We start from the raw sequence: 18,129 nt of genomic DNA, 5'->3' as shown, positions 1-18,129 counted from the left end.
CGCCTCACTCCGGATCAGGCGCTACCTGCCATGCACGTGCTGTTTCGGCCATGCGCTTCCTTGCGACCCTGAGCCGCTCGCGCGGCTGACCGACCTTGTCCACATTGAGGGGCGGCTGCAGCTGGCGCAGGACGAGAGTCTCGATCTCGTTCAGTTCCGCGCCTTGAGGTTTGACCCAGGTTGCGAGCGTAAGCCGCGCGTCCATCCAGTGGCTCAAGCGCTGATCGCTGGCACCATCGAGGGCGAAGTTCGCACTGCCATCAGGCTTTGCCAGGTTGCGTGGCACGGCCACAAGACGCAGGTCGTCGACGAGAAGCGCGGCGAGACTGCGACGGACCGTCGATGAACCGGTCTTTCCCGTGGCGAAGTGCGTGCCGACGTCTCGTCCGTTAAGGCTCTTCTCCGCCTTGCCGATGTACAGCGGTTGGTCTTCGAACGCTGGCGCCATGTCCAACTGCCTCCAGGCAACCGCGTCACCATAGAAGGCGTACAAGCCGGCCTTACGTGGTGCGAGTTCAACTGCGTCGACTCGAGCGTGTCGCTCGCCAGCTAGTGCCTTAAGGGCGTCGGACACGAGCGACTGGAAGACCATGGCCCAATCCTGCCCAGCAAGATGCCTCTCGGCGGGCGTACCGCTCAGATGGGTTGCTCCATTCCGCCGCTGGCGAGCCGCACACCTCGGCGAAACCTACGCCGACCGCGCGAGTCGACTCGGCTCGCCTGCAGACTCGATCGCGTCACCAAGGTCAGAGAATGGCAGTGGCCATCCCGCAACTCGCGAGAGCGTAGTTAGACCCATGGAAGCGCCGGCTTGCGTCTCATTGGCTCGTCTCCCAGCGACGTAGAACTGCCACTGGGAGACGTCGAGCGGGTCGTAATCGTCGTGAGTCACGGCGGTGTGAAGGCAGAATACGTAGGCGTCCGCGTTGAACCCCTGCGTCGTCGACCACGCTCCCTGGACTTCATCCCATCCATAGGCAGCAGCGACCTGAACCCTCGGAATGCTGAGCTTCCTCTGTCCCCACGCCTGCAGGTAGCCAGACGACTTGACCTCGACCCTGGTGCCGTCTCGGCCCGTCACGTCCCATGGAGCCCACTCAATCCGCGCCGCTGATGAGCCGATAGCGCAGGCAACTAGGAACTCGGCGAGGTAGCCACGGACATTGTTCGTGCGGAGGTCGTTCATCGCGAACCTCCAGAAGTCGATGACTGCGGCGTCCACGCCGTCGAACGGCTCGGCGCCGGTGAGCTGGGGCGCCCGCGGCGGGTCAAATGTCATTGGCCGATCGAAGCAGACCAGCGCGAGTCGCACGGCCTAGTTGGGAGATCTAGGCGGCAGTTAACGCCGCCGCGATAGAGCGTAACGCCGCCCGTCGGGAGATCAGGATCGGCCGAGGCGCAGGCACACCCGAGCGCGGTCGTAGTTGCTTCACCCGACACAGGTACGCGCTCACGTGCGGCCGATTGCGTGAAGTGCTGCCTCCACAGCTGCGGATGGATCTTCGGCCCGGGTCACTCCGCGGCCCACGATGACGTGACTGGCTCCATCGGCAATTGCCCCGCCGACCGTGCCCGTGCGGACGTGATCACGCGTCTGGACGTCCCCGGGCACCGTGGCGCCGGGCACCACGATCAGGGAGTGCGGCGGTGTCAGCGCCCGCATGGCGCGCACCTCGCGTGGAGAGGTCACCAACCCATGACATCCGGCATCGGTCGCCAGACCTGCCAACCGTGTGACCTGTGCCTGCACCCCATCGGGCACTCCCACCTCCACCAGGCCGGCGTCGTCGAGCGAGGTGATCACCGTCAACGCAAGGACCTTCAACTGGGGCGTCGCACGTGCTGCGTCGACCGCAGCGCTCAGTACGGCCGACCCGGCGCCGCCATGGACTGTCACCATCGAGACGCCGAGGTCACCACACACCCGTACCGCAGAAGCCACTGAGTGCGGGATCTCGTAGAGCTTCAAGTCCAGGAACACCTTCTTCCCGGCCTCGACCAGAGTGCTGACCACCGCGGGCCCGGCAGCCGTCAGCAGCTCCAGCCCCACCTTGTAGGTGTCCGCCAGGTCACCCAGCTGCCCCACGACGTCCAGAGCGGGCTCACTGCGGTCGAAGTCGAGCGCCACGATCATCTGGCCGCCAGAGGTCACGAGAAGCAGACTATCGGCGGGCTACCAGCGAAGACGCGCATGCGAACCGTGCGGATGAGATGAGATGCCAGCCGGCCCTATCCCCCGACGCGCCGGGTCTCGTACGCCCACATCGCGACCTCGACGCGGTTGCGGGCGCCGAGCTTGTTCATCAGCGCGCCGATGTGGGTCTTCACCGTGCTGAGGCTGATGTGCAGCTCGTCGGCGATCTCGGAGTTGGTGCGGCCGCGGGCGACGGCGAGCAGCACTCCTTCCTCACGTTCGGTGAGCGGCTCGATCGGCTGGGGCGGCGGGGAGGCCGGCTCCAGGCCCGCCAGGGTGGTGAGCAGGCGACGGGTGATGTCGGGTGAGATGAGCGCGTCGCCGTTCGCGGCTGCGTGGATCGCCTGGACCAGCAGCTCCGGCCCGGCGTCCTTGAGGAGGAAGCCGCGGGCGCCGGCCTTGAGGGCGCCATGGACGTACTCGTCGAGGTCGAAGGTCGTGATGACGACGACGGCCAGCGGGTCCTCGACGCCCGGGCCGGCGAGCTGGCGGGTGGCCTCGACCCCGTCGATGCCGGGCATCCGGATGTCGAAGAGGCAGACGTCGGGACGCAGCTCGCGGGCCACGGCCACCGCCTCGTGCCCGTCCGTCGCCTCGCCGACGACCTCGATCCCGGGCTGCGCGTTGAGGATCATGGTGAGCCCGGTGCGCACCAGGAGCTGGTCATCGGCGACCACCACGCGGATGGTCATCGCGAAACCTCACGCGGGAGGGTCGCCTCGACGGTCCAGCCGCCGGTCGGGTCCGGCCCGGCGTGGCAGGCGCCGCCGAGCAGCTTGGCTCGTTCCGCCATGCCGAGCAGGCCGTAGCCCACAGTGGTCGCGGGGCGGGCTGCTTCTCCGTCGTCGTGCACACGCAACCGTACGACCTCGACGTCGCCGGTGACCTCGACGGTGACGGCCGTGGCGTTCAGCGCATGCCGGATCGCGTTGGTCACCGACTCCTGACAGATCCGGTAGACCGCCACCTCCACCGGCTGCGGCAGGCCGGCGAGGTCGCCGCCGCGGTGCACCTGCACCACGGGGCTCATCCGGGTCAGCTCGTCCAGGTCGCCGATGCCTCGCTGCGGCCCATAGCTGACCGGCTCAGCGTCGGCCGTTTCGCCGTCCCGGAGCACCCGGACCATCGTGCGCATCTCGTGCAAGGTCCGCGACGCCTCGGCCTCGATCACTGCCAGCGTCTCGACCGCGGCAGCCGGGTCGGTGGCTGCCACCGCCCGCCCCGCCTGGGCCTGGATCGCGATGGCCGACACGTGGTGCGCGACGGTGTCGTGCAGCTCGCGGGCGAGCTCACCGCGCTCGAGCGTGCGGACCTGCTCCACCTCGCGCTGGTGCGCGACCGCGCGGTAGCGCATCGCGGCCCCGAGCGCGAACGACGCGACCAGCACGGTGGTGCCACCGACCACGTCCCCGAGGTCGCCGCTGATCGCCAGACCGACGCCGGCCGGTACGGCGACGATTGCCGTACCGACCAGCGCCTCGGGTCCGGAGGCCCAGCGGTAGAGGGAGTAGGGCAGCACCAGGACGGCGAGCATGGCGACGAGCCCCACGTCGCCGACGTCGCTGACCATCGTCGGCACGAGCAGCACCATCGCGCCGCCGAAGCCGACCGCGGTCGCGAGGAGTGGGTGCGTACGCCGCCAGAGCAGGGCCGGGATCACCAGGAGCGCGACCACGGTGGCCAGGGGCCGCGCCGGCACGTCGGAGCGGAACACCGCCTCGCCCGCGGCCGCGACCAGCAAGGCGCCGACCAGTGCCCAGTCCCACCACGTCCGCGCCGGCGGGTGCGGGGCACGGGGCTCGGCGAGGACCGAGCGGACGAAGGGGGCGAGCACCGTTGCAGCCTAGAGAGCGGTGGCGCTTGTCGTACGCGGCCACGACCACGCGGAGCGGAGGATGTGGGCGAGCAGGGCCACCTCGACCACGACGCCGAGGCCGTAGAACCACAGCCAGGACTCGCCGGCCAGGTTGAACACCGACACCGGGACGTAGAGCGAGGCCACGACGAGGTTGAGTGTGCGGTTCGCCCGGGCCGGCAGCGCCGTGGACAGCACGATCATGAGGGCCGGGATCCCCACCAGCGCGAGCGAGGTGAAGGCGAAGGTCTGGCTGATGTCGAACTCGAAGACGACGCCGGACAGGATCTCCTCCAAGGCGCCTGGCTTGTAGAGGTGGAGGTAGTCGACGTAGATGTAGAAGAACATGAAGCTGGCCCAGGCTGCGGCGAGCCTCACCCTGACCGGTACGGGTGGGTCGTGCAGGGCAGTCGTGGTCGTGGTCGTGGTCGTGGTGCTCAAGGTGTCTTCCTTCCCATCGGGGTTGTCGATGCCACGATGGTCGAAGGGCGGCTCGGCGCCATCGGTCTGCCGGCTCGAGCTTCCTGGCCTCTGGTACGAGTCATGTCCCGTCAATCGGCTGGTCCGCGCGACAATGTCCGGGCACACACGGAGGTCGCCATGCAGACTCGCCCCTTCCCGTCGGCACCCGATGCCCGCTCCCCCGCAGGCGCCGAGATCCGGCACCTGATCGAGGGCGAGAGGGGCAACATGATCCACTCCACCGTCCCGGCAGGTCAGGTGAACCGGGCGACCGTCCACGCCACGGTCAGCGAGCTGTGGCACGTGCTCTCGGGACAGGGAGAGATCTGGCGTCGGGACGGACGCGAGGAGGGGACGAGCGTCCTGGCGGCAGGCGTCTCGATCGACATTCCGGTCGGGACCGCCTTCCAGTACCGCTGCACCGGGCCCGATCCGCTCCGGTTCCTCTGCATCTCCATGCCGCCCTGGCCCGGCGACGACGAGGCGTCGGTCGTCGACGGTCCCTGGGAGCCGACCCTTCCCTGATGCGGCCGCTGGTCAGGATGGCAGCGCGCGAGCGTGCACCATCCGCAGCACCTCTTCGGAGCGCTCGGTGAGCGCGCTGACCACGACGGGCGCGGCCTGGGCGGCGGCCACCTCGCGGACGTGCCGTACCCATGCCTCGTCGATCGCGAAGACCGGGAAGAGGCTGGTGCCGAGCGCCAGGCCGGGGATCATCCCGCCCTCGTGCAAGGTGGGGAGCGCCTCGATGTAGCGCTCGGCGTACGGCGCCAGCACCTCGTCCTGCCCGGGCCGCCAGAAGGCGTGCGACACGGTGCGGGCGGTCTGGATCGGCGCGGTGCGCTCGACCAGCGCGGTCCACGCCTCCTCCTTCGCAGCAGCCGAGGGTGAACTCGCCCGCACGCAGAGGGCACGGACCCAGGCGTCCGGGTCGGGGTCGCGCTCCTGCAGGGCCTGCACGGCGTCGGTGTCGACCTCGCCGAGCTCGGCCCGGCGCTGCAGGACGTACCACTCCAGGTCGAGGTCGTCGCCGACCTGCTCGCGCAGCGTCGCGAGGTCCTCCTCGCCCACCGCCGTCCGCGCCAGCGCGCGCAGCGCCGCGTGCCGCGACACCCCCGCGGCCACCAGGTGACGTGCGGCGCCGGCCACCTGCGCCTCGAGGCCCACGCGCTCCGACTCGGGCGCCCACCGCTGGGCGGCGGTGAGGGCGAGCTCGAGGCACGGCTCGACCACCGTCTCCACGGTCTCCACCGACAGCACGTCGGTGAGCGCACCCACGGCCTCGGCGGCCGTGGCCTCGGCATGGGCGAGCATGTCCCAGACGGTGGCCATCGCCACGGCACGGGTCAGCGTCGTGGGCAGGCCCGAGGGCCGCCCGACCAGCACCTCGCGCCCGGCGGCGTCGGGTCGCGTGGTGGCGAAGGTGGTGTCGTCGTGGTTGACGAGGTAGAGGTCCGCCGGGGGCAGGCCCTCGACGGCGGTGCGCTCGCCGTCGACCTCCACGACCGTGGAGCCGACCTCCTCGAGCACCTCGCCGGCACGGCGGTAGGCACCGACGCCCACGACCTGCGGGTGCGGGACACCGTGGGCGCCGACCGCGGTCAACACCAGGCCCTCGTCGGTCTGCTCGATGCCGAGCCGGTCGACGCCCGCGGTCTCCAGCCACGCCGTACGCCACGGCTGGAGGTCACGGCCACTGGCCTGCTCGAGGGAGCCGACGAGGTCGTCGAGGGTCGTGTTGCCCCAGGCGTGCTCGGCGAAGTAGGCGCTCATGCCTGCACAGAAGGTGTCCTCGCCCACGAAGTGCATGAGCTGCTTGAGCACGGCCGCGCCCTTGGGGTAGGTGATGGAGTCGAAGATCGACTCGGCGTCGGCGACCGTCGGCACGGGCTGGCGGATCGGGTGCGAGCTGGGGCCCTGGTCGGCGAGGTAGGCGAGCAGCTTGTCGTCCACCAGGTTGTTCGCGGCGGTGTCGCCGTAGGCGGTGGCGCGCTCGGCCGCCCACATGCACGCGAACTCGGCGAAGGCCTCGTTGAGCCAGAGGTCGTCCCACCAGCGCATCGTGACGATGTTGCCGAACCACATGTGCGCCATCTCGTGCAGCAGCACGTTGGCGAAGACCTGCCACTCCCCCGTGGTCGGCTCGTGGCGGCGCAGGATGCTGTCGGCCCAGGTGACGCAGCCGTAGTTCTCCATCGCCCCGCCGAACTCGGGCAGGAACACCTGGTCGTAGGTGCGCTGCGGGAACGGCATGCCGAAGCGGTCACCGAAGAAGGCGAGGCCCTGCGCGGTGAGCGTGAACAGCTGCTCGGCGTCGCGCTCGAGCGCGGACGCCAGGGTCTGCCGGGCGTACAGCCCGAGGTCGTGGGCACCGGCCTCCTGGCGCAGCTGGACGAACGGTCCGGCCACCACGACCGGGTTGTACGTCGACAGCGGCGGCGTGGGCTCGAAGGTCCACCGCCGCCCGCCCTCGACGTCCTCGACCACCGGGTCGCCGGAGTTGCTGACCACGGTCCACGCCGCCGGGGCGGTGACCGTGAAGGCGTGCGGCGCCTTGAGGTCGGGCTGGTCGAAGCAGGCCCAGGCGTAGCGCGCCTCGTCGGGCTCGAAGGAGGTCCAGAGGTAGACGTTGTCGTCGCCGGGGTCGACGGCACGGTGCACGCCCCGCCCGTGCGTGGTGTCGCGCTGCACCGTGGCCACCACCAGCTCGTTGTCCTCGGCGAGGCCGGCCAGCGCGATCCGCCCCTCCTCCGCCGCGGGCAGCGGCTCGCCGTTGAGCGTGGCCGACTCGACCACCGCGCAGCAGTCGACGAACGTCGAGCCCCCGGCCGCTGCCGTGAAGCGGACGGTGCTGACGGCGCGGAAGGCGGGGCCGTCGACGAGGTCGGTGAGGTCGAGGGTGATGTCGTAGGAGGTGACCGACAGCAGGGCCGCGCGCTCGACGGCCTCCTCCTGCCGAAGACTGCGAACGGGCACGGAGGTGCTCCTCACTCGAGGGCGGGTGCTGCGGACGATCTGCAGCCTAGGCTCCCCGGGGCCTCATCCGTTCTCGGACTCGAAGAGCGCCTGCCTCTGTCGCGCCGCGTCCATGGCGGCGAGGAACTTGTCGTCGTACTCAGGGTCGTCGGAGCGGATCGACGTGATCACGTGCTCGTCGAGCACCCGGGTGTCGCCCTCGCGGACCATCTGCAGCACGACGTGGGTCTCGCCCTTGGCGTCGTAGTGGGCGACGCGCCAGGTGCCGGGAGGCGCGAGCTGCGGCCCCTGGTCCGCGGAGCGCTGGAGGTACGACGTCACCGCGAAGACCAGCAGGCCCACCAGCCCGATCAGGACGACGGCCTCCACCATGACCATGCCTCGATTGTGCGCCGCGGCGCCGCGTGATGCCAGCGCTCACGCGAGCCCGGGCGCACCGAGCGCCAGCGCCACGACGGACGCCGCACCCTGCACGTCCGGCTGCCCACCGCCGTCGGTCCTGCGCGCGTTGGCGTGGTCGAGCATCACGGAGACGAACGTCTCCGCCGCCTGGCGGCGCAGGGTCTTCGCCGACGTCCAGTCGACGGCCTGCTCCAGGGCGGACTCGGTGAGCTCCACGAGCGAGCGTCGCAGGCGGCGGAGGTGTGCACCGACCTGCGGGTGGGTGCCGCTCTCGCGGAAGATGATCGTGCGCAGCACCAGCGAGTCGTGGCTGTCCAGCCCGAGCCTGCGGTGCAGCGCCATCAGGGACGCGGCCGGGTCCCCGCGGCGTACGACACCGGAGACCGCCTCCTTCGTCGGCACCGGGAGCCGCTCCTGCAGCAGCGTCAGCAGCAGGTCGATCTTGCGCGGGAAGTAGTAGAAGACCAGTCCCTTGGGCACCGCGGCGGCCTCGGCCACGCGGGCGGTCGGCGTCGCGTCGAAGCCGTCGACGGCGAAGAGCTCCTCGGCCGCGTCGAGGATGCGGGTGCGGCGGTCGTCGGCTGCCATGTGTGCTCCCCGTGCGGTCGGTGGGACAGGACGATGGACGGGCGGGCCGCCGTGGGCTGCCCGCCCGCCGCTGGTTGGTCGGGGCCTCTCCCTAGTGCGGGATGGCCCTGTGGTGCATTCTCTGCTCGACCTCGGGCAGGCTCAAGAGCCCTGCGACGAGGGTGACCGCACCGAGGATCCACGCCGTCACGGCGAGGTCGTTGTCGGTGCTGGCGACGTCCAGCACCCACGGGGAGCCGAGGAACAGCACCCCCATGAGCACCAGCGCGTACGCGCTGATCCGGTCCTCCTCCATCGCCATGGATCCCAGCGCGACCGCCGCTGTCACCACGCCGAGGACCACCATCGTCCAGGTCGCGGTGTCGTCCATCTCGATGACGAGCGGTGACAGTGCTGCGCAGGCGCCGGCAACCGCCGCCACCCAGGCCTGCCATCGTGTCCACTTCTGCATCTCTGGTTCCTCACTTTCGCCCTCGGAGCCGTCACCACGGGGCGGTTCCACCTACCTCATGGTCCGCCTGACTGACCGCCCGGTCAAGAGTTCGCCTGGTCCACGCCGGTCCTAGCCAGCCGACGCCTCCGCCGTCCATGATGTGACCCCCGCCACACGCCTTCGGAGAGCTGGAGACCCCATGGAGCACGAGATCCCCGCCGACGTCGCGGCCGTCCGCGAGGAGTACGAGGCCCGCATCCTCGGCCTGCACATGCCCGCCGTGGTTCGCCAGGCGGCGGAGATGTTCGGCGACGACCCGGCGTTCTCCGACCGGTTCGACGTGCCCGAGGGCGAGACCTGGTCGACGATCAGCTGGGCGCAGACGTGGGAGCAGACCCAGCAGGTGGCGGCCGCGCTGATCGAGCTCGGCGTCCAGAAGGGCGACCCGGTGGCCATCATGGCGGTCAACCGCACCGCCCACACGCTGACCGACTACGGCACGATGACCGCGGCCGCGATCCCGCTGTCGATCTACAACACCCTCGCGCAGGACCAGGTGGCCTTCATCGCGGGCGAGTCCCGCCCGGTGGTGGTCGTCCTGGAAGACCACGACCGCTACCAGCGCTGGGAGCGGGCGCTCGCCGAGACCGACTCGATCCGGCACGTGGTCATGCTCGCCGACGCCGACCGGGTCGACGACCCGCGCGTGATGACGTGGGCGGACTTCCTCGCCCGCGGCACCGACACCAGCGAGGTCGAGGCGCGCATGGACCAGATCACCCCCGCCCTCCCCGCCACCTACCTCTACACCTCCGGCACCACCGGCAACCCCAAGGGCGTGGTGCTCACGCACCACAACGTGATGTACGAGGCGGTGTCGACGCTCGACGCCGCCGGTCTGCACGGGCAGCAACGCACCATCAGCTACCTGCCGCTCGCCCACATCGCCGAGCGGGTGCTGGCGACGTACGGCCCGCCGTTCCTGGGCAACCACGTGCACGCGATCCCCGACCCTGCGGGGCTGCTGGGCGCGCTCGGCGAGGTGCACCCCACGGCGTTCTTCGGCGTCCCGCGGGTGTGGGAGAAGATCAAGACCGGCATCTCGGCCAAGCTCGCCGAGGACCCCAACCCCGACAACCAGAAGCTCGTCACCGACGCCATGGCGGCCGGCCTGGCCTGGACCCAGGCCCACGAGTACGGCAACGAGATGACGCCCGAGGTCGAGGAGGCCTATGCCAGGGCCGACGAGGCGATCCTCGGCTTCCTCCGGCTCCTGCTCGGGCTCGACCAGGTGACGTGGGCGGCGAGCGCCGCGGCGCCGATGCCGCTGGAGGTCGCCAAGTTCATGGGCGGCCTCGGCCTGCAGGTGTACGACGTCTACGGCATGACCGAGACGACCGGCGCCTTCACCTCCAACGGCCCCGGGGCCTTCAAGCTCGGCACCGTCGGGCGCCCCAACCCCGGCATCGAGGTGCGCCTCGACGAGGACGGCGAGATCCTGTGCCGCGGTCCGGTCAACACCCCGGGCTACCACCTCCAGGAGGAGGCCACCCGCAATCTCATCGACGAGGACGGCTGGATCCACACCGGCGACATCGGCACGGTCGACGAGGACGGGTTCTACTCGATCATCGACCGCAAGAAGGAGCTCATCATCACCTCGGCGGGCAAGAACATCGCCCCCTCCAACATCGAGAACTACCTCAAGGAGTCGCCCATCGTCGGGCACGCCATGGCGCTGGGCGACGCCCGGTCCTACGTCGTCGCGATCATGACGCTCGACGGCGAGATCGCGCCCCTGGTCGCGGCGAAGATGGGCATCGACTACACCGACCTCGCCGACCTGTCGACCAAGCCGGAGATCCGGGCGATGGCGCAGGCCGCCGTCGACAAGGCCAACGAGCGGCTCTCCCGGCCCGAGCAGGTCAAGGCGTGGGAGCTGCTCCCCCACGAGTGGACCGCGGAGTCGGAGGAGCTGACCCCGACGCTCAAGCTCAAGCGACGCGTCGTGAAGACCAAGTACGCCGACGTGGTGGAGAGCCTCTACGGTCCTGAGGCGTGACCTTCGACCTGCAGGCCCACCGCGGTGGCGCCGGCCTCTGGCCCGAGAACACCCTCGAGGCCTTCGGCCGCGCGCTCGCCCTCGGCGTCTCGACGCTCGAGCTCGACGTGCACCTGACGGCGGAGGACGACGTGGTCGTCGCCCACGACCCCGCCCTGGCCGACGCCCGACGGATCCGCGAGCTCACCCGCGCCGACCTGCCGCCGACCATGCCCCTCCTGAGGCAAGTCGCGGCGCTGCTCGAGGACCGCGACGCCGCGCCGGTGCGGGTCAACCTCGAGATCAAGTACGACGCCCTCGACGCCGCCCGACTCACGAGCAGGGAGGCCTTCGTCGCCAAGGTGGTCGACGCGCTCCGCATCGACGGCCTGGTCGGGCGCACGAGCATCCAGTGCTTCGACTGGGGCGTCCTGGACCGGGTGGGCGACGCGGAGCCGGCGCTGGCGCGCAACCTGCTCGTCTCCCCGAAGTACCTGAAGCCCGGCGACGACGGCCCGTCGCCCTGGTTCGACGGGCTCACCGTCGACGCCGACTTCGTCCGCACCGCCGCGGCGCAGGGGTTCACGGCGATCTCTCCCATCCACGGCTCGCCGTTCCTCTCCGGCGTGGACGACCCGGCGTACGAGCCGTTCGCGACCGAGGCGCTCATCGCCGACGCCCACGCCGCCGGGCTCACTGTCATCCCCTACGTCGTCGACGACGCGCCCACCATGCGGCACCTGGTCCGCGCGGGCGCCGACGGGCTCATCACCAACCATCCCGAGCTGCTGCGGGAGGTCCTCGCGGCCGAGGGTCTCGAGCTGCCGGAATCCTTCCCCGGCTGAGCGGGTGTGTCCCAGTTGCCCGCTCGAACGAGGGATGCGTGCCAGGGCCGAGGCTTCTCGCGTTCAGCCGAGGCGCGCCGCAAGTGCTGCGGCGGCCTGCCGGACCTCGACTCCGAGACCACGCATGTCGGCGAAGATCTCCGTGCCCGCGGGCCCGGCCACCTGGATGGCGGCCACGCAGTCGCCGGACGCGTTCATGACCGGCGCGGAAACGGAGGACGCTCCCACCACGCGCTCGTCGGTGGAGAAGGCCACGCCTTGGCGCTTGATGTCGTCGAGCTCGGCGCGAAGGGCCTGACGGTCGATGACGTCCCCGGTGGCGCGGGTCAGCACGCCGACGCGGTCGAGCAGGTCGTCGAGCTCTCCTGGGTCCATGTAGGCCGCCAGCGCCTTGCCGGCGCCGAGGTGCAGTGGGAGCCGCTGACCGATGGGCAGGAGGTAGCGCAGGGGGTTCTTCCCCTCGACTCGTGCGACCACAGCGCGCGAGTCGCCCGCGCGCACGAACACTGACGCGGTGAGGCCGGTGGCAGAGGCGAGCTCCTGGAGGACGAGGGGCGCCGCGACGGCGATGGGATTCGAGGCCAGGTAGGCGTGGGCGCCGAACAGCATGGCGACACCCGTGCGGTAGCCGGTGGGTCCCTGCTCGATGCGGCGGCGAGCCTCCAGGACATGGAGGATGCGCTGGGTCGTGGCGACGTGCAGGCCGGCGCGCCGGGCCACCTCGCTGAGCCGCAGAGGAGTGCGGGCAGCCTCGAGGACTTCGAGGACGTCGATGGCGCGCTCGAGCGACCGCATGGTGCTGGCCTTCTGGTCCGTCTTCGGCTCTGCCATGTGTCGTCCTCGTCCTGATCGTCGGGCCGTTGCCACGATTGCCGTGCCGTTGTGCGGCGACCTGCGGCGCCTGTCGTGCCGTCGCCGCCGATCTTCGCAGCCCGTGGGACGCGGATTGAGCGTGCGGCGCGCATCCCGACGACACAGGGGTTGACAACCGTGATGACGGTCACGCAAGGTTGCGTCGTTGCGTGAGAAACTCTATCAGACAGTGAGAAACAGATGAAGGCCGAAGCAGACACCCTGCCGGGTGACAGCCAGGCAGCCGTCGATCGTGGACGTCGACGGCTGTGGCTGTCGGCCGCTTCCGCGGTGCTGGTGGCCGTCGTGGGAGCTGCCGCTCTCATCGGCTCGCGCAGCTACCCGTACTGGACCCCTCTCGGTCCCGGCCCCGGGTTCTTCCCCCGCTGGCTCGGCGGCATCCTGATCGCAGGCGGGCTGCTCTGGCTGGCGCAGCTGCTTCGTGCCGCGAAGGCGCCGAAGGTGGGGCCCGGTGAGGCAGGCACCGACGAAGCCGCCCCGTCCGTCGCCGGGGCGATGGTCGTTCCTGACGAGGACGCCCCGGAGTACTCGCTCCCCACGGTGGTGGCCATCGTGGTCAGCCTGTGCGTGCTCGCCGCGACGCTGGAGGTCCTGGGCTACCAGCTCGCCATGTTCCTCTTCGTGCTCTTCCACCTGCTCGTCCTGGGACGCCGGCGGCTGCTGCTGTCGCTGGTCCTGGCCCTGGTGTGCAGCGTGGGCGTGTTCGTGGTCTTCACCCGGTTCCTTACCGTGCCGCTGCCCGCTTCCTCCATCCCGTTCCTGCGCGACATGGGGTTCTGACGTGGACACCTTCGGCATGCTCCTCGACGGCTTCGGCGCCGCCTTGAGCCCGCAGAACCTCGCGTTCGCGCTCATCGGCTGCCTGCTCGGCACGATCCTCGGCCTGCTGCCCGGCATCGGGTCCACGGCGGGCATGGCGATCCTCATCCCGCTCACCCTGGCGATGGACCCGGCCGGCGCCATCATCATGCTCGCCGCGATCTTCTACGGCGGCGCGTACGGCGGCACCATCACCTCGGTCCTGCTCAACATCCCGGGCGAGGGCGAGTCCGCCATCACCTGCATCGACGGCTACCAGATGACGCTGAAGGGCCGGGCCGGGGTCGCCCTCACCACCGCTGGAATCGGCTCGTTCATCGGTGGCACCGTTGCCACCCTCGCCCTGGTCGTCGCGGCCGAGCCGCTCTCGCGCCTCGGCCTGAAGATCGGCCCGCCGGAGTTCTTCTCCCTCGTCCTCATCGGCCTCGCGCTGCTCGTCGGCCTGGTCGGACGCTCGGTCCTCCTCGGCATCATCTCCGCCGCTCTGGGACTGCTCATCGCCATGGTCGGCATCGATCCCGTCATGGGCATGCCGCGCTTCACCTTCGGCGACCCCCACTTCTTCGACGGCATCAGCTACGTCCCGGTCCTCGTCGGCCTCTTCGGCCTCGGCGAGCTCCTCGCGACCAGCGGCGCGGCCGCGCCGCGTCCCCAGGCCCCGACCCTGCGCGAGCTCATCCCCTCTGCCGCGGACGCCCGCCGCAGCGCTCCCTCCATCGCGCGTGGCACGGTCATCGGCGGCCTCGTCGGCCTCATCCCCGGCGTCAGCTCGGCGATCTCCTCCCTGCTGGCCTACAGCACCGAGAAGAAGGTCTCGAAGCACCGGAACGAGCTCGGCACCGGCGCCATCGAAGGCGTCGCGGCTCCCGAGACCGCGAACAACTCCCACGCCAACGCCGCGTTCATCCCGCTGTTCACGCTCGGCATCCCGGCCTCACCGGCCATCGCGGTCCTCATGGGTGCGTTCCTGCAGAACGGCCTCACCCCGGGCCCGACCCTGTTCACCGAGGAGCCCGAGCTGGTCTGGACGGTCATCGCCAGCCTGTTCGTCGGCAACCTGCTGCTGCTGTTCCTCAACGTGCCGCTGGTCAGCCTCTGGACCCGCATCCTGGCCATCCCGTACTCGGTGCTGCGCGCGGTCATCTTCGCGTTCATCGTCATCGGGTCCTACGCGGTCTCGAACAGCGTCATCGACATCTACATCATGGTCGCCTTCGGCGTCATCGGGTTCGTGTTCCGACAGGTCGGGCTCCCGCTCGCGCCCCTGGTCCTGACCCTGATCCTCGGCCCGTTCCTCGAGAGCGCCCTGCGCCAGTCACTCCAGCTCTCCCGCGGCAGCTTCTCCATCTTCGTCGACCGGCCGCTGTCCCTGGCCTTCCTCGTCGTCGCCGCCGCCATCCTCCTCGCCTCCGTGTTCAGCGCCAGCCTCAAGCGCAAGGCCGGCCTGCCGACCGACGCCGAGGTCTGAGGCCACTCCGGACTCGGACACCGGACAGCTCGCCGATCAACCGGCTCCCCACGTACCCGCACCATCCATCAGCTCCACCCACCACCTCCACCAGATGAAGGGCTTCACCATGAAGAGCACCCCGCTCCGCATCGCCGCAGTTGCAGGCGCCGCGCTCACCCTCACCCTCGCCGGCTGCGCCCAGACCGACGGAGGAGCCAGCGGCAGCGAGTCCGCCGCCGACTACCCGTCCAAGGGCATCGAGCTGCTCGTCGGCTACGACGCCGGCGGCCCCACCGACACCGGGTCACGCCTCATCGCCGAGGAGCTGGAGAAGAAGCTCGACACCTCCGTGACTGTCACCAACAAGCCCTCGGCCAACTCCCAGGTCGCGTACACCGAGCTGGCCCAGGCAGAGCCCGACGGCTACACGATGACCGCCGTCACCTTCCCCTCGGCCATCGTCACCGTCCTCGACGAGTCCCGTGGGGCTGAGTACGACCGCGACAGCTTCGCCCCCGTCGCCCTCCAGGTCATCGACCCCACCGCGGTTGCTGTCGCGACCGACAGCGAGTTCAACACCCCCGAGGACCTCATCGCCTACGCCAAGGAGAACCCCGGCGAGCTGCAGGCCACCACCACCGGCGTCGGTTCCAACGAGCACTTCGCGCTCGCCAGCCTGAAGGAGAAGGCGGGCGTGGACATCGCGCCGGTGCACTTCGCGGACGGGTCCACGAAGGCCACGACCGCGTTCCTGGGTGGCAACGTCGACCTCCTCCTGGCCAACGTCAGCGACATGCAGCCCTTGCTCGACGCCGGCGACGTGAAGGTCATCGGCGTCATGGACGCAGAGCGCAGCCCGTTCCTGCCCGACGTGCCCACGTTCGAGGAGTCCGGCGCCGACGTCGAGATCTCCTCCAGCCGCGGGTTCGCGTTCCCCGCCGGCACCCCGGACGAGATCGTCACCGAGGTGTCCGAGGCCATCGGCGAGATCATGCAGGACCCGGCCTTCGAGGAGAAGATGACGCAGGTCGGCCTCGCTCCGTCCTACAAGGACGCCGAGGAGTACGCCGCCTACTGGGACGAGACCGAGACCCTGTTCTCCGACCTGCTCCCGCTGGTCCAGGAGGAGCAGTGAGCGACGCAGCCAGCCGGTCCACCACCCCTGCGTCCCTGCAGCCCGGCGCGGCCACGTCCCACGACGCGTGGGAGCGCCCGACCGCGGAGCAGCTCGCCCGCTACCGGTCCCTCCCGGCGGCCAACATCGGTGACGCCATGCACCGCCTCGGCATGATGGACGCCGCCATCAAGCCCGTGTGGACCGGTGCCACCATCGTCGGTGCCGCCTACACGGTGTGGACCCGCCCAGGCGACAACAAGGCTCTCCACGAGGCGCTCGAGCACGTGCAGCCCGGCGACGTCATCGTCGTGAACGGTGGCGGCGACGAGTCCCGTGCGCTGCTCGGCGAGCTCGTCGCGGGGAAGGCGAAGGTCAAGGGCGTCGTGGGGTTCGTCATCGACGGCGCCGTGCGCGACGCCGCCGGCCTCGAGGAGTACGCGATGCCCGTCTACGCCCGCGCGCTCACCCCGGCCGGCCCCTACAAGGACGGTCCATTCGCCCTCGCGAGCTCGGTGGCCGTCGGCGGCGTCGTGGTCAACCCGGGCGACATCGTGGTCGCGGACGAGGACGGGGTCGTCGTGGTCCCGCTGGAGCAGGCCGACCTCGTGGCCGAGCTGTCCGAGGCCAAGCACGCGAGCGAGCTCGCCATCCGGGCGAACATCGACGCCGACCTCGACGCCTTGGCCGGCGCGTCGTCCGACGTCGCCGAGTCGAAGGCAGGCTGACCCATGACCGTCATCGTCGGCTACACCCCCACCCCGCTCGGGCGCCAGGTGCTCGAGGCCGCCATCGACGAGGCCGCACGCCGCGACGTCGACCTCGTCCTGGTCAACTCCGCCACCGGCGCCTCCTACGCCGACAAGGGACTGGCCCCACAGGACGAGCTCGACGAGGCGGTCGCCGAGGCGCAGACGAGAGGGGTGAGGGCCCGGGTCCAGCAGGTCACCGACGCACTCGCCCCCGCCCAGACGCTTCTCGACGAGGCAGCACGGGCGAAGGCGGACCTCATCGTCATCGGCCTGCGCAGCCGCTCGCGCACCGGGAAGTTCCTCATGGGCAGCACCGCGCAGACAGTCCTCCTGGGCGCTCCGTGCAACGTGCTGGCCGTGCGCGACACCCGCGGCTGACGGCCCAACCACCTCACACACGACCGCGGCCCGTCAGTGCCGCGCCCGCACCGACCCTCGAAAGGTCCAGCATGTCCTCCACCCACCCGGAGCCCACCTCCGGCGACGCCCACGCCCGCACCGGGCGCGCCGCCGCGAACCCCTCGGTCGGCATCATCGGCCTCGGTGAGGTCGGCCGCATCTACGGCGCCGCCCTCGACGCGGCGGGCCACAAGGTCAGCGGCTACGACCCGTACGTCCAGGGACCAGTCAACGGCGTGCACGTGACCGGCACGTTGGCCGGAGCCGTCGAGGACGCCGACATCGTCCTCGTGCTCACCGCCGCCCGCGCGAGCAGGACCGTGGCGGAGGACGCGGTCGACCACCTGCGACAGGACGCCGCGTACGTCGACTGCACCTCCTCGGCACCAGGGGCGAAGAAGGGGCTCCTCGAGGTGTTCGCCGACCGCCCCGACATCCGCCTCGCCGACGTCGCCATCCTCGGCCCCGTCATCCAGCTGCAGACCGCGACCCCGCTCATGGCCGCCGGGCCGGCCGCCACCCAGGTCGCCGAGCTCATGGCGGGGATCGGCACCGACGTGGACGTCGTCGACGGCGCACTCGGCGACGCGATGGCACACAAGCTGCTCCGTAGCGTCTTCATGAAGTCCTTCGCCGCGGCCACCGTCGAAGCGGTCACCGCCGGCAAGGCCGTCGGGTTCGAGGACTGGATCCGTGACCAGATCGCCCGCGAGCTCTCCGGTGACGGTCAGCGCACCATCGACCGCTGGCTCACCGGCAGCGTCGTCCACGCCGCCAGGCGCCGCGAGGAGATGGAAGCCGCCGGCGCCTACCTCGACGACCTCGGCGTCGACTCCACCATGTCGAAGGCTGCAGCGACCCACCTGCGGACGCTCCACGACACCGACGCCGACACCAACCCCCAGGGCTAGGACCGCTCACGACCG

At 70.5% G+C, this 18,129-nt stretch carries 20 protein-coding genes; 9 read left to right on the top strand and 11 right to left on the bottom strand.

From position 1 onward, the window contains the following. Positions 1-4 precede the first annotated feature (4 nt). The 6 genes from ACS3YM_RS02695 to ACS3YM_RS02670 all read right to left on the bottom strand — a co-directional run bounded on the left by ACS3YM_RS02695 (position 5) and on the right by ACS3YM_RS02670 (position 4,490). Positions 5-592, bottom strand: a complete 588-nt coding sequence (locus ACS3YM_RS02695) for a GIY-YIG nuclease family protein (protein WP_439938531.1) — start codon at positions 590-592, stop codon at positions 5-7. A gap of 96 nt (positions 593-688) precedes the next feature. Continuing rightward, positions 689-1,279, bottom strand: a complete 591-nt coding sequence (locus ACS3YM_RS02690) for a hypothetical protein (RefSeq protein ID WP_439938529.1) — start codon at positions 1,277-1,279, stop codon at positions 689-691. Positions 1,280-1,450: 171 nt separating this feature from the next. After that, on the bottom strand, positions 1,451-2,152 hold the full coding sequence (pyrF, locus tag ACS3YM_RS02685) for an orotidine-5'-phosphate decarboxylase (RefSeq protein WP_439938527.1): 702 nt from the start codon (positions 2,150-2,152) through the stop codon (positions 1,451-1,453). A gap of 77 nt (positions 2,153-2,229) precedes the next feature. Next, complete coding sequence (locus ACS3YM_RS02680) at positions 2,230-2,886, bottom strand: response regulator (protein WP_439938525.1); 657 nt, start codon at positions 2,884-2,886, stop codon at positions 2,230-2,232. Continuing rightward, the gene (locus tag ACS3YM_RS02675) at positions 2,883-4,028 is read right to left on the bottom strand and encodes a histidine kinase (RefSeq protein ID WP_439938523.1); all 1,146 of its coding nucleotides are present in this window, start codon (positions 4,026-4,028) and stop codon (positions 2,883-2,885) included. The genes ACS3YM_RS02680 and ACS3YM_RS02675 overlap by 4 nt, the downstream gene beginning before the upstream one ends. A 9-nt stretch (positions 4,029-4,037) precedes the next feature. After that, positions 4,038-4,490, bottom strand: coding sequence for a DUF6326 family protein (locus tag ACS3YM_RS02670; protein WP_439938521.1), 453 nt, complete (start codon positions 4,488-4,490; stop codon positions 4,038-4,040). A 159-nt stretch (positions 4,491-4,649) separates the two neighbouring features. Between ACS3YM_RS02670 and ACS3YM_RS02665 the strand changes: the two genes are divergently transcribed. After that, complete coding sequence (locus tag ACS3YM_RS02665) at positions 4,650-5,036, top strand: cupin domain-containing protein (RefSeq protein WP_439938519.1); 387 nt, start codon at positions 4,650-4,652, stop codon at positions 5,034-5,036. Between the two features lie 12 nt (positions 5,037-5,048). Here the strand turns inward: ACS3YM_RS02665 and pepN are convergent, their stop codons facing one another. From pepN to ACS3YM_RS02645, 4 genes are all read right to left on the bottom strand, one after another. After that, entirely contained in the window at positions 5,049-7,487 is a 2,439-nt protein-coding gene (pepN, locus tag ACS3YM_RS02660; protein ID WP_439938516.1) for an aminopeptidase N, read from the bottom strand. A 63-nt stretch (positions 7,488-7,550) separates the two neighbouring features. Beyond that, positions 7,551-7,865 (bottom strand): hypothetical protein, encoded by a 315-nt coding sequence (locus ACS3YM_RS02655; protein ID WP_439938514.1) that lies wholly within the window; start codon positions 7,863-7,865, stop codon positions 7,551-7,553. Positions 7,866-7,904: 39 nt separating this feature from the next. After that, complete coding sequence (locus ACS3YM_RS02650) at positions 7,905-8,477, bottom strand: TetR/AcrR family transcriptional regulator (RefSeq protein WP_439938512.1); 573 nt, start codon at positions 8,475-8,477, stop codon at positions 7,905-7,907. Between the two features lie 91 nt (positions 8,478-8,568). Beyond that, positions 8,569-8,928, bottom strand: a complete 360-nt coding sequence (locus tag ACS3YM_RS02645; RefSeq protein ID WP_439938511.1) for an SPW repeat domain-containing protein — start codon at positions 8,926-8,928, stop codon at positions 8,569-8,571. 181 nt (positions 8,929-9,109) lie between these two features. Here ACS3YM_RS02645 and ACS3YM_RS02640 point away from each other — a divergent pair, with 181 nt between their 5' ends. Together ACS3YM_RS02640 and ACS3YM_RS02635 are read left to right on the top strand one after the other, a co-directional pair. Beyond that, positions 9,110-10,972 carry an AMP-dependent synthetase/ligase gene (locus ACS3YM_RS02640; protein ID WP_439938509.1) on the top strand — a complete coding sequence of 621 codons (1,863 nt, stop codon included), beginning with the start codon at positions 9,110-9,112 and terminating at the stop codon, positions 10,970-10,972. After that, positions 10,969-11,796, top strand: coding sequence for a glycerophosphodiester phosphodiesterase family protein (locus tag ACS3YM_RS02635; protein ID WP_439938507.1), 828 nt, complete (start codon positions 10,969-10,971; stop codon positions 11,794-11,796). The genes ACS3YM_RS02640 and ACS3YM_RS02635 overlap by 4 nt, the downstream gene beginning before the upstream one ends. 63 nt (positions 11,797-11,859) lie before the next feature. On the opposite strand, the gene ACS3YM_RS02630 is transcribed toward ACS3YM_RS02635, so the two are convergent. Continuing rightward, positions 11,860-12,627 carry an IclR family transcriptional regulator gene (locus ACS3YM_RS02630; protein ID WP_439938506.1) on the bottom strand — a complete coding sequence of 256 codons (768 nt, stop codon included), beginning with the start codon at positions 12,625-12,627 and terminating at the stop codon, positions 11,860-11,862. Positions 12,628-12,849: 222 nt separating this feature from the next. On the opposite strand from ACS3YM_RS02630, the gene ACS3YM_RS02625 reads away from it, so the two are divergent. The 6 genes from ACS3YM_RS02625 (at position 12,850) to ACS3YM_RS02600 (ending at position 18,114) form a co-directional block, all read left to right on the top strand. Then, positions 12,850-13,449 (top strand): tripartite tricarboxylate transporter TctB family protein, encoded by a 600-nt coding sequence (locus tag ACS3YM_RS02625; protein WP_439938504.1) that lies wholly within the window; start codon positions 12,850-12,852, stop codon positions 13,447-13,449. Position 13,450: 1 nt separating this feature from the next. After that, entirely contained in the window at positions 13,451-14,956 is a 1,506-nt protein-coding gene (locus tag ACS3YM_RS02620; protein WP_439938502.1) for a tripartite tricarboxylate transporter permease, read from the top strand. Positions 14,957-15,065: 109 nt separating this feature from the next. Next, positions 15,066-16,073, top strand: a complete 1,008-nt coding sequence (locus ACS3YM_RS02615; RefSeq protein ID WP_439938500.1) for a Bug family tripartite tricarboxylate transporter substrate binding protein — start codon at positions 15,066-15,068, stop codon at positions 16,071-16,073. Next, positions 16,070-16,780, top strand: a complete 711-nt coding sequence (locus ACS3YM_RS02610) for a methyltransferase (RefSeq protein WP_439938499.1) — start codon at positions 16,070-16,072, stop codon at positions 16,778-16,780. The genes ACS3YM_RS02615 and ACS3YM_RS02610 overlap by 4 nt, the downstream gene beginning before the upstream one ends. Before the next feature lie 3 nt (positions 16,781-16,783). Then, entirely contained in the window at positions 16,784-17,182 is a 399-nt protein-coding gene (locus ACS3YM_RS02605; protein ID WP_439938498.1) for a universal stress protein, read from the top strand. A 71-nt stretch (positions 17,183-17,253) separates the two neighbouring features. Next, on the top strand, positions 17,254-18,114 hold the full coding sequence (locus ACS3YM_RS02600; protein WP_439938497.1) for a DUF1932 domain-containing protein: 861 nt from the start codon (positions 17,254-17,256) through the stop codon (positions 18,112-18,114). Positions 18,115-18,129 lie beyond the last annotated feature (15 nt).

The organism is Nocardioides sp. N13(2025) (assembly GCF_051912545.1).
In the GTDB taxonomy this organism is placed as follows: domain Bacteria; phylum Actinomycetota; class Actinomycetes; order Propionibacteriales; family Nocardioidaceae; genus Nocardioides.
The sequence above is the reverse complement of the archived record's forward strand: the minus strand, read 5'-3'. Positions and strand labels throughout refer to the sequence as shown.

Coding starts and splice junctions, on each gene's coding strand:
- ACS3YM_RS02640 (WP_439938509.1), top strand. CDS start 9,110: ATGGAGCACGAGATCCCCGCCGACGTCGCGGCCGTCCGCGAGGAGTAC.
- ACS3YM_RS02680 (WP_439938525.1), bottom strand. CDS start 2,886: ATGACCATCCGCGTGGTGGTCGCCGATGACCAGCTCCTGGTGCGCACC.
- ACS3YM_RS02650 (WP_439938512.1), bottom strand. CDS start 8,477: ATGGCAGCCGACGACCGCCGCACCCGCATCCTCGACGCGGCCGAGGAG.
- ACS3YM_RS02600 (WP_439938497.1), top strand. CDS start 17,254: ATGTCCTCCACCCACCCGGAGCCCACCTCCGGCGACGCCCACGCCCGC.
- ACS3YM_RS02605 (WP_439938498.1), top strand. CDS start 16,784: ATGACCGTCATCGTCGGCTACACCCCCACCCCGCTCGGGCGCCAGGTG.
- ACS3YM_RS02695 (WP_439938531.1), bottom strand. CDS start 592: ATGGTCTTCCAGTCGCTCGTGTCCGACGCCCTTAAGGCACTAGCTGGC.
- ACS3YM_RS02655 (WP_439938514.1), bottom strand. CDS start 7,865: ATGGTCATGGTGGAGGCCGTCGTCCTGATCGGGCTGGTGGGCCTGCTG.
- ACS3YM_RS02690 (WP_439938529.1), bottom strand. CDS start 1,279: ATGACATTTGACCCGCCGCGGGCGCCCCAGCTCACCGGCGCCGAGCCG.
- ACS3YM_RS02645 (WP_439938511.1), bottom strand. CDS start 8,928: ATGCAGAAGTGGACACGATGGCAGGCCTGGGTGGCGGCGGTTGCCGGC.
- ACS3YM_RS02625 (WP_439938504.1), top strand. CDS start 12,850: ATGAAGGCCGAAGCAGACACCCTGCCGGGTGACAGCCAGGCAGCCGTC.
- ACS3YM_RS02665 (WP_439938519.1), top strand. CDS start 4,650: ATGCAGACTCGCCCCTTCCCGTCGGCACCCGATGCCCGCTCCCCCGCA.
- ACS3YM_RS02630 (WP_439938506.1), bottom strand. CDS start 12,627: ATGGCAGAGCCGAAGACGGACCAGAAGGCCAGCACCATGCGGTCGCTC.
- ACS3YM_RS02615 (WP_439938500.1), top strand. CDS start 15,066: ATGAAGAGCACCCCGCTCCGCATCGCCGCAGTTGCAGGCGCCGCGCTC.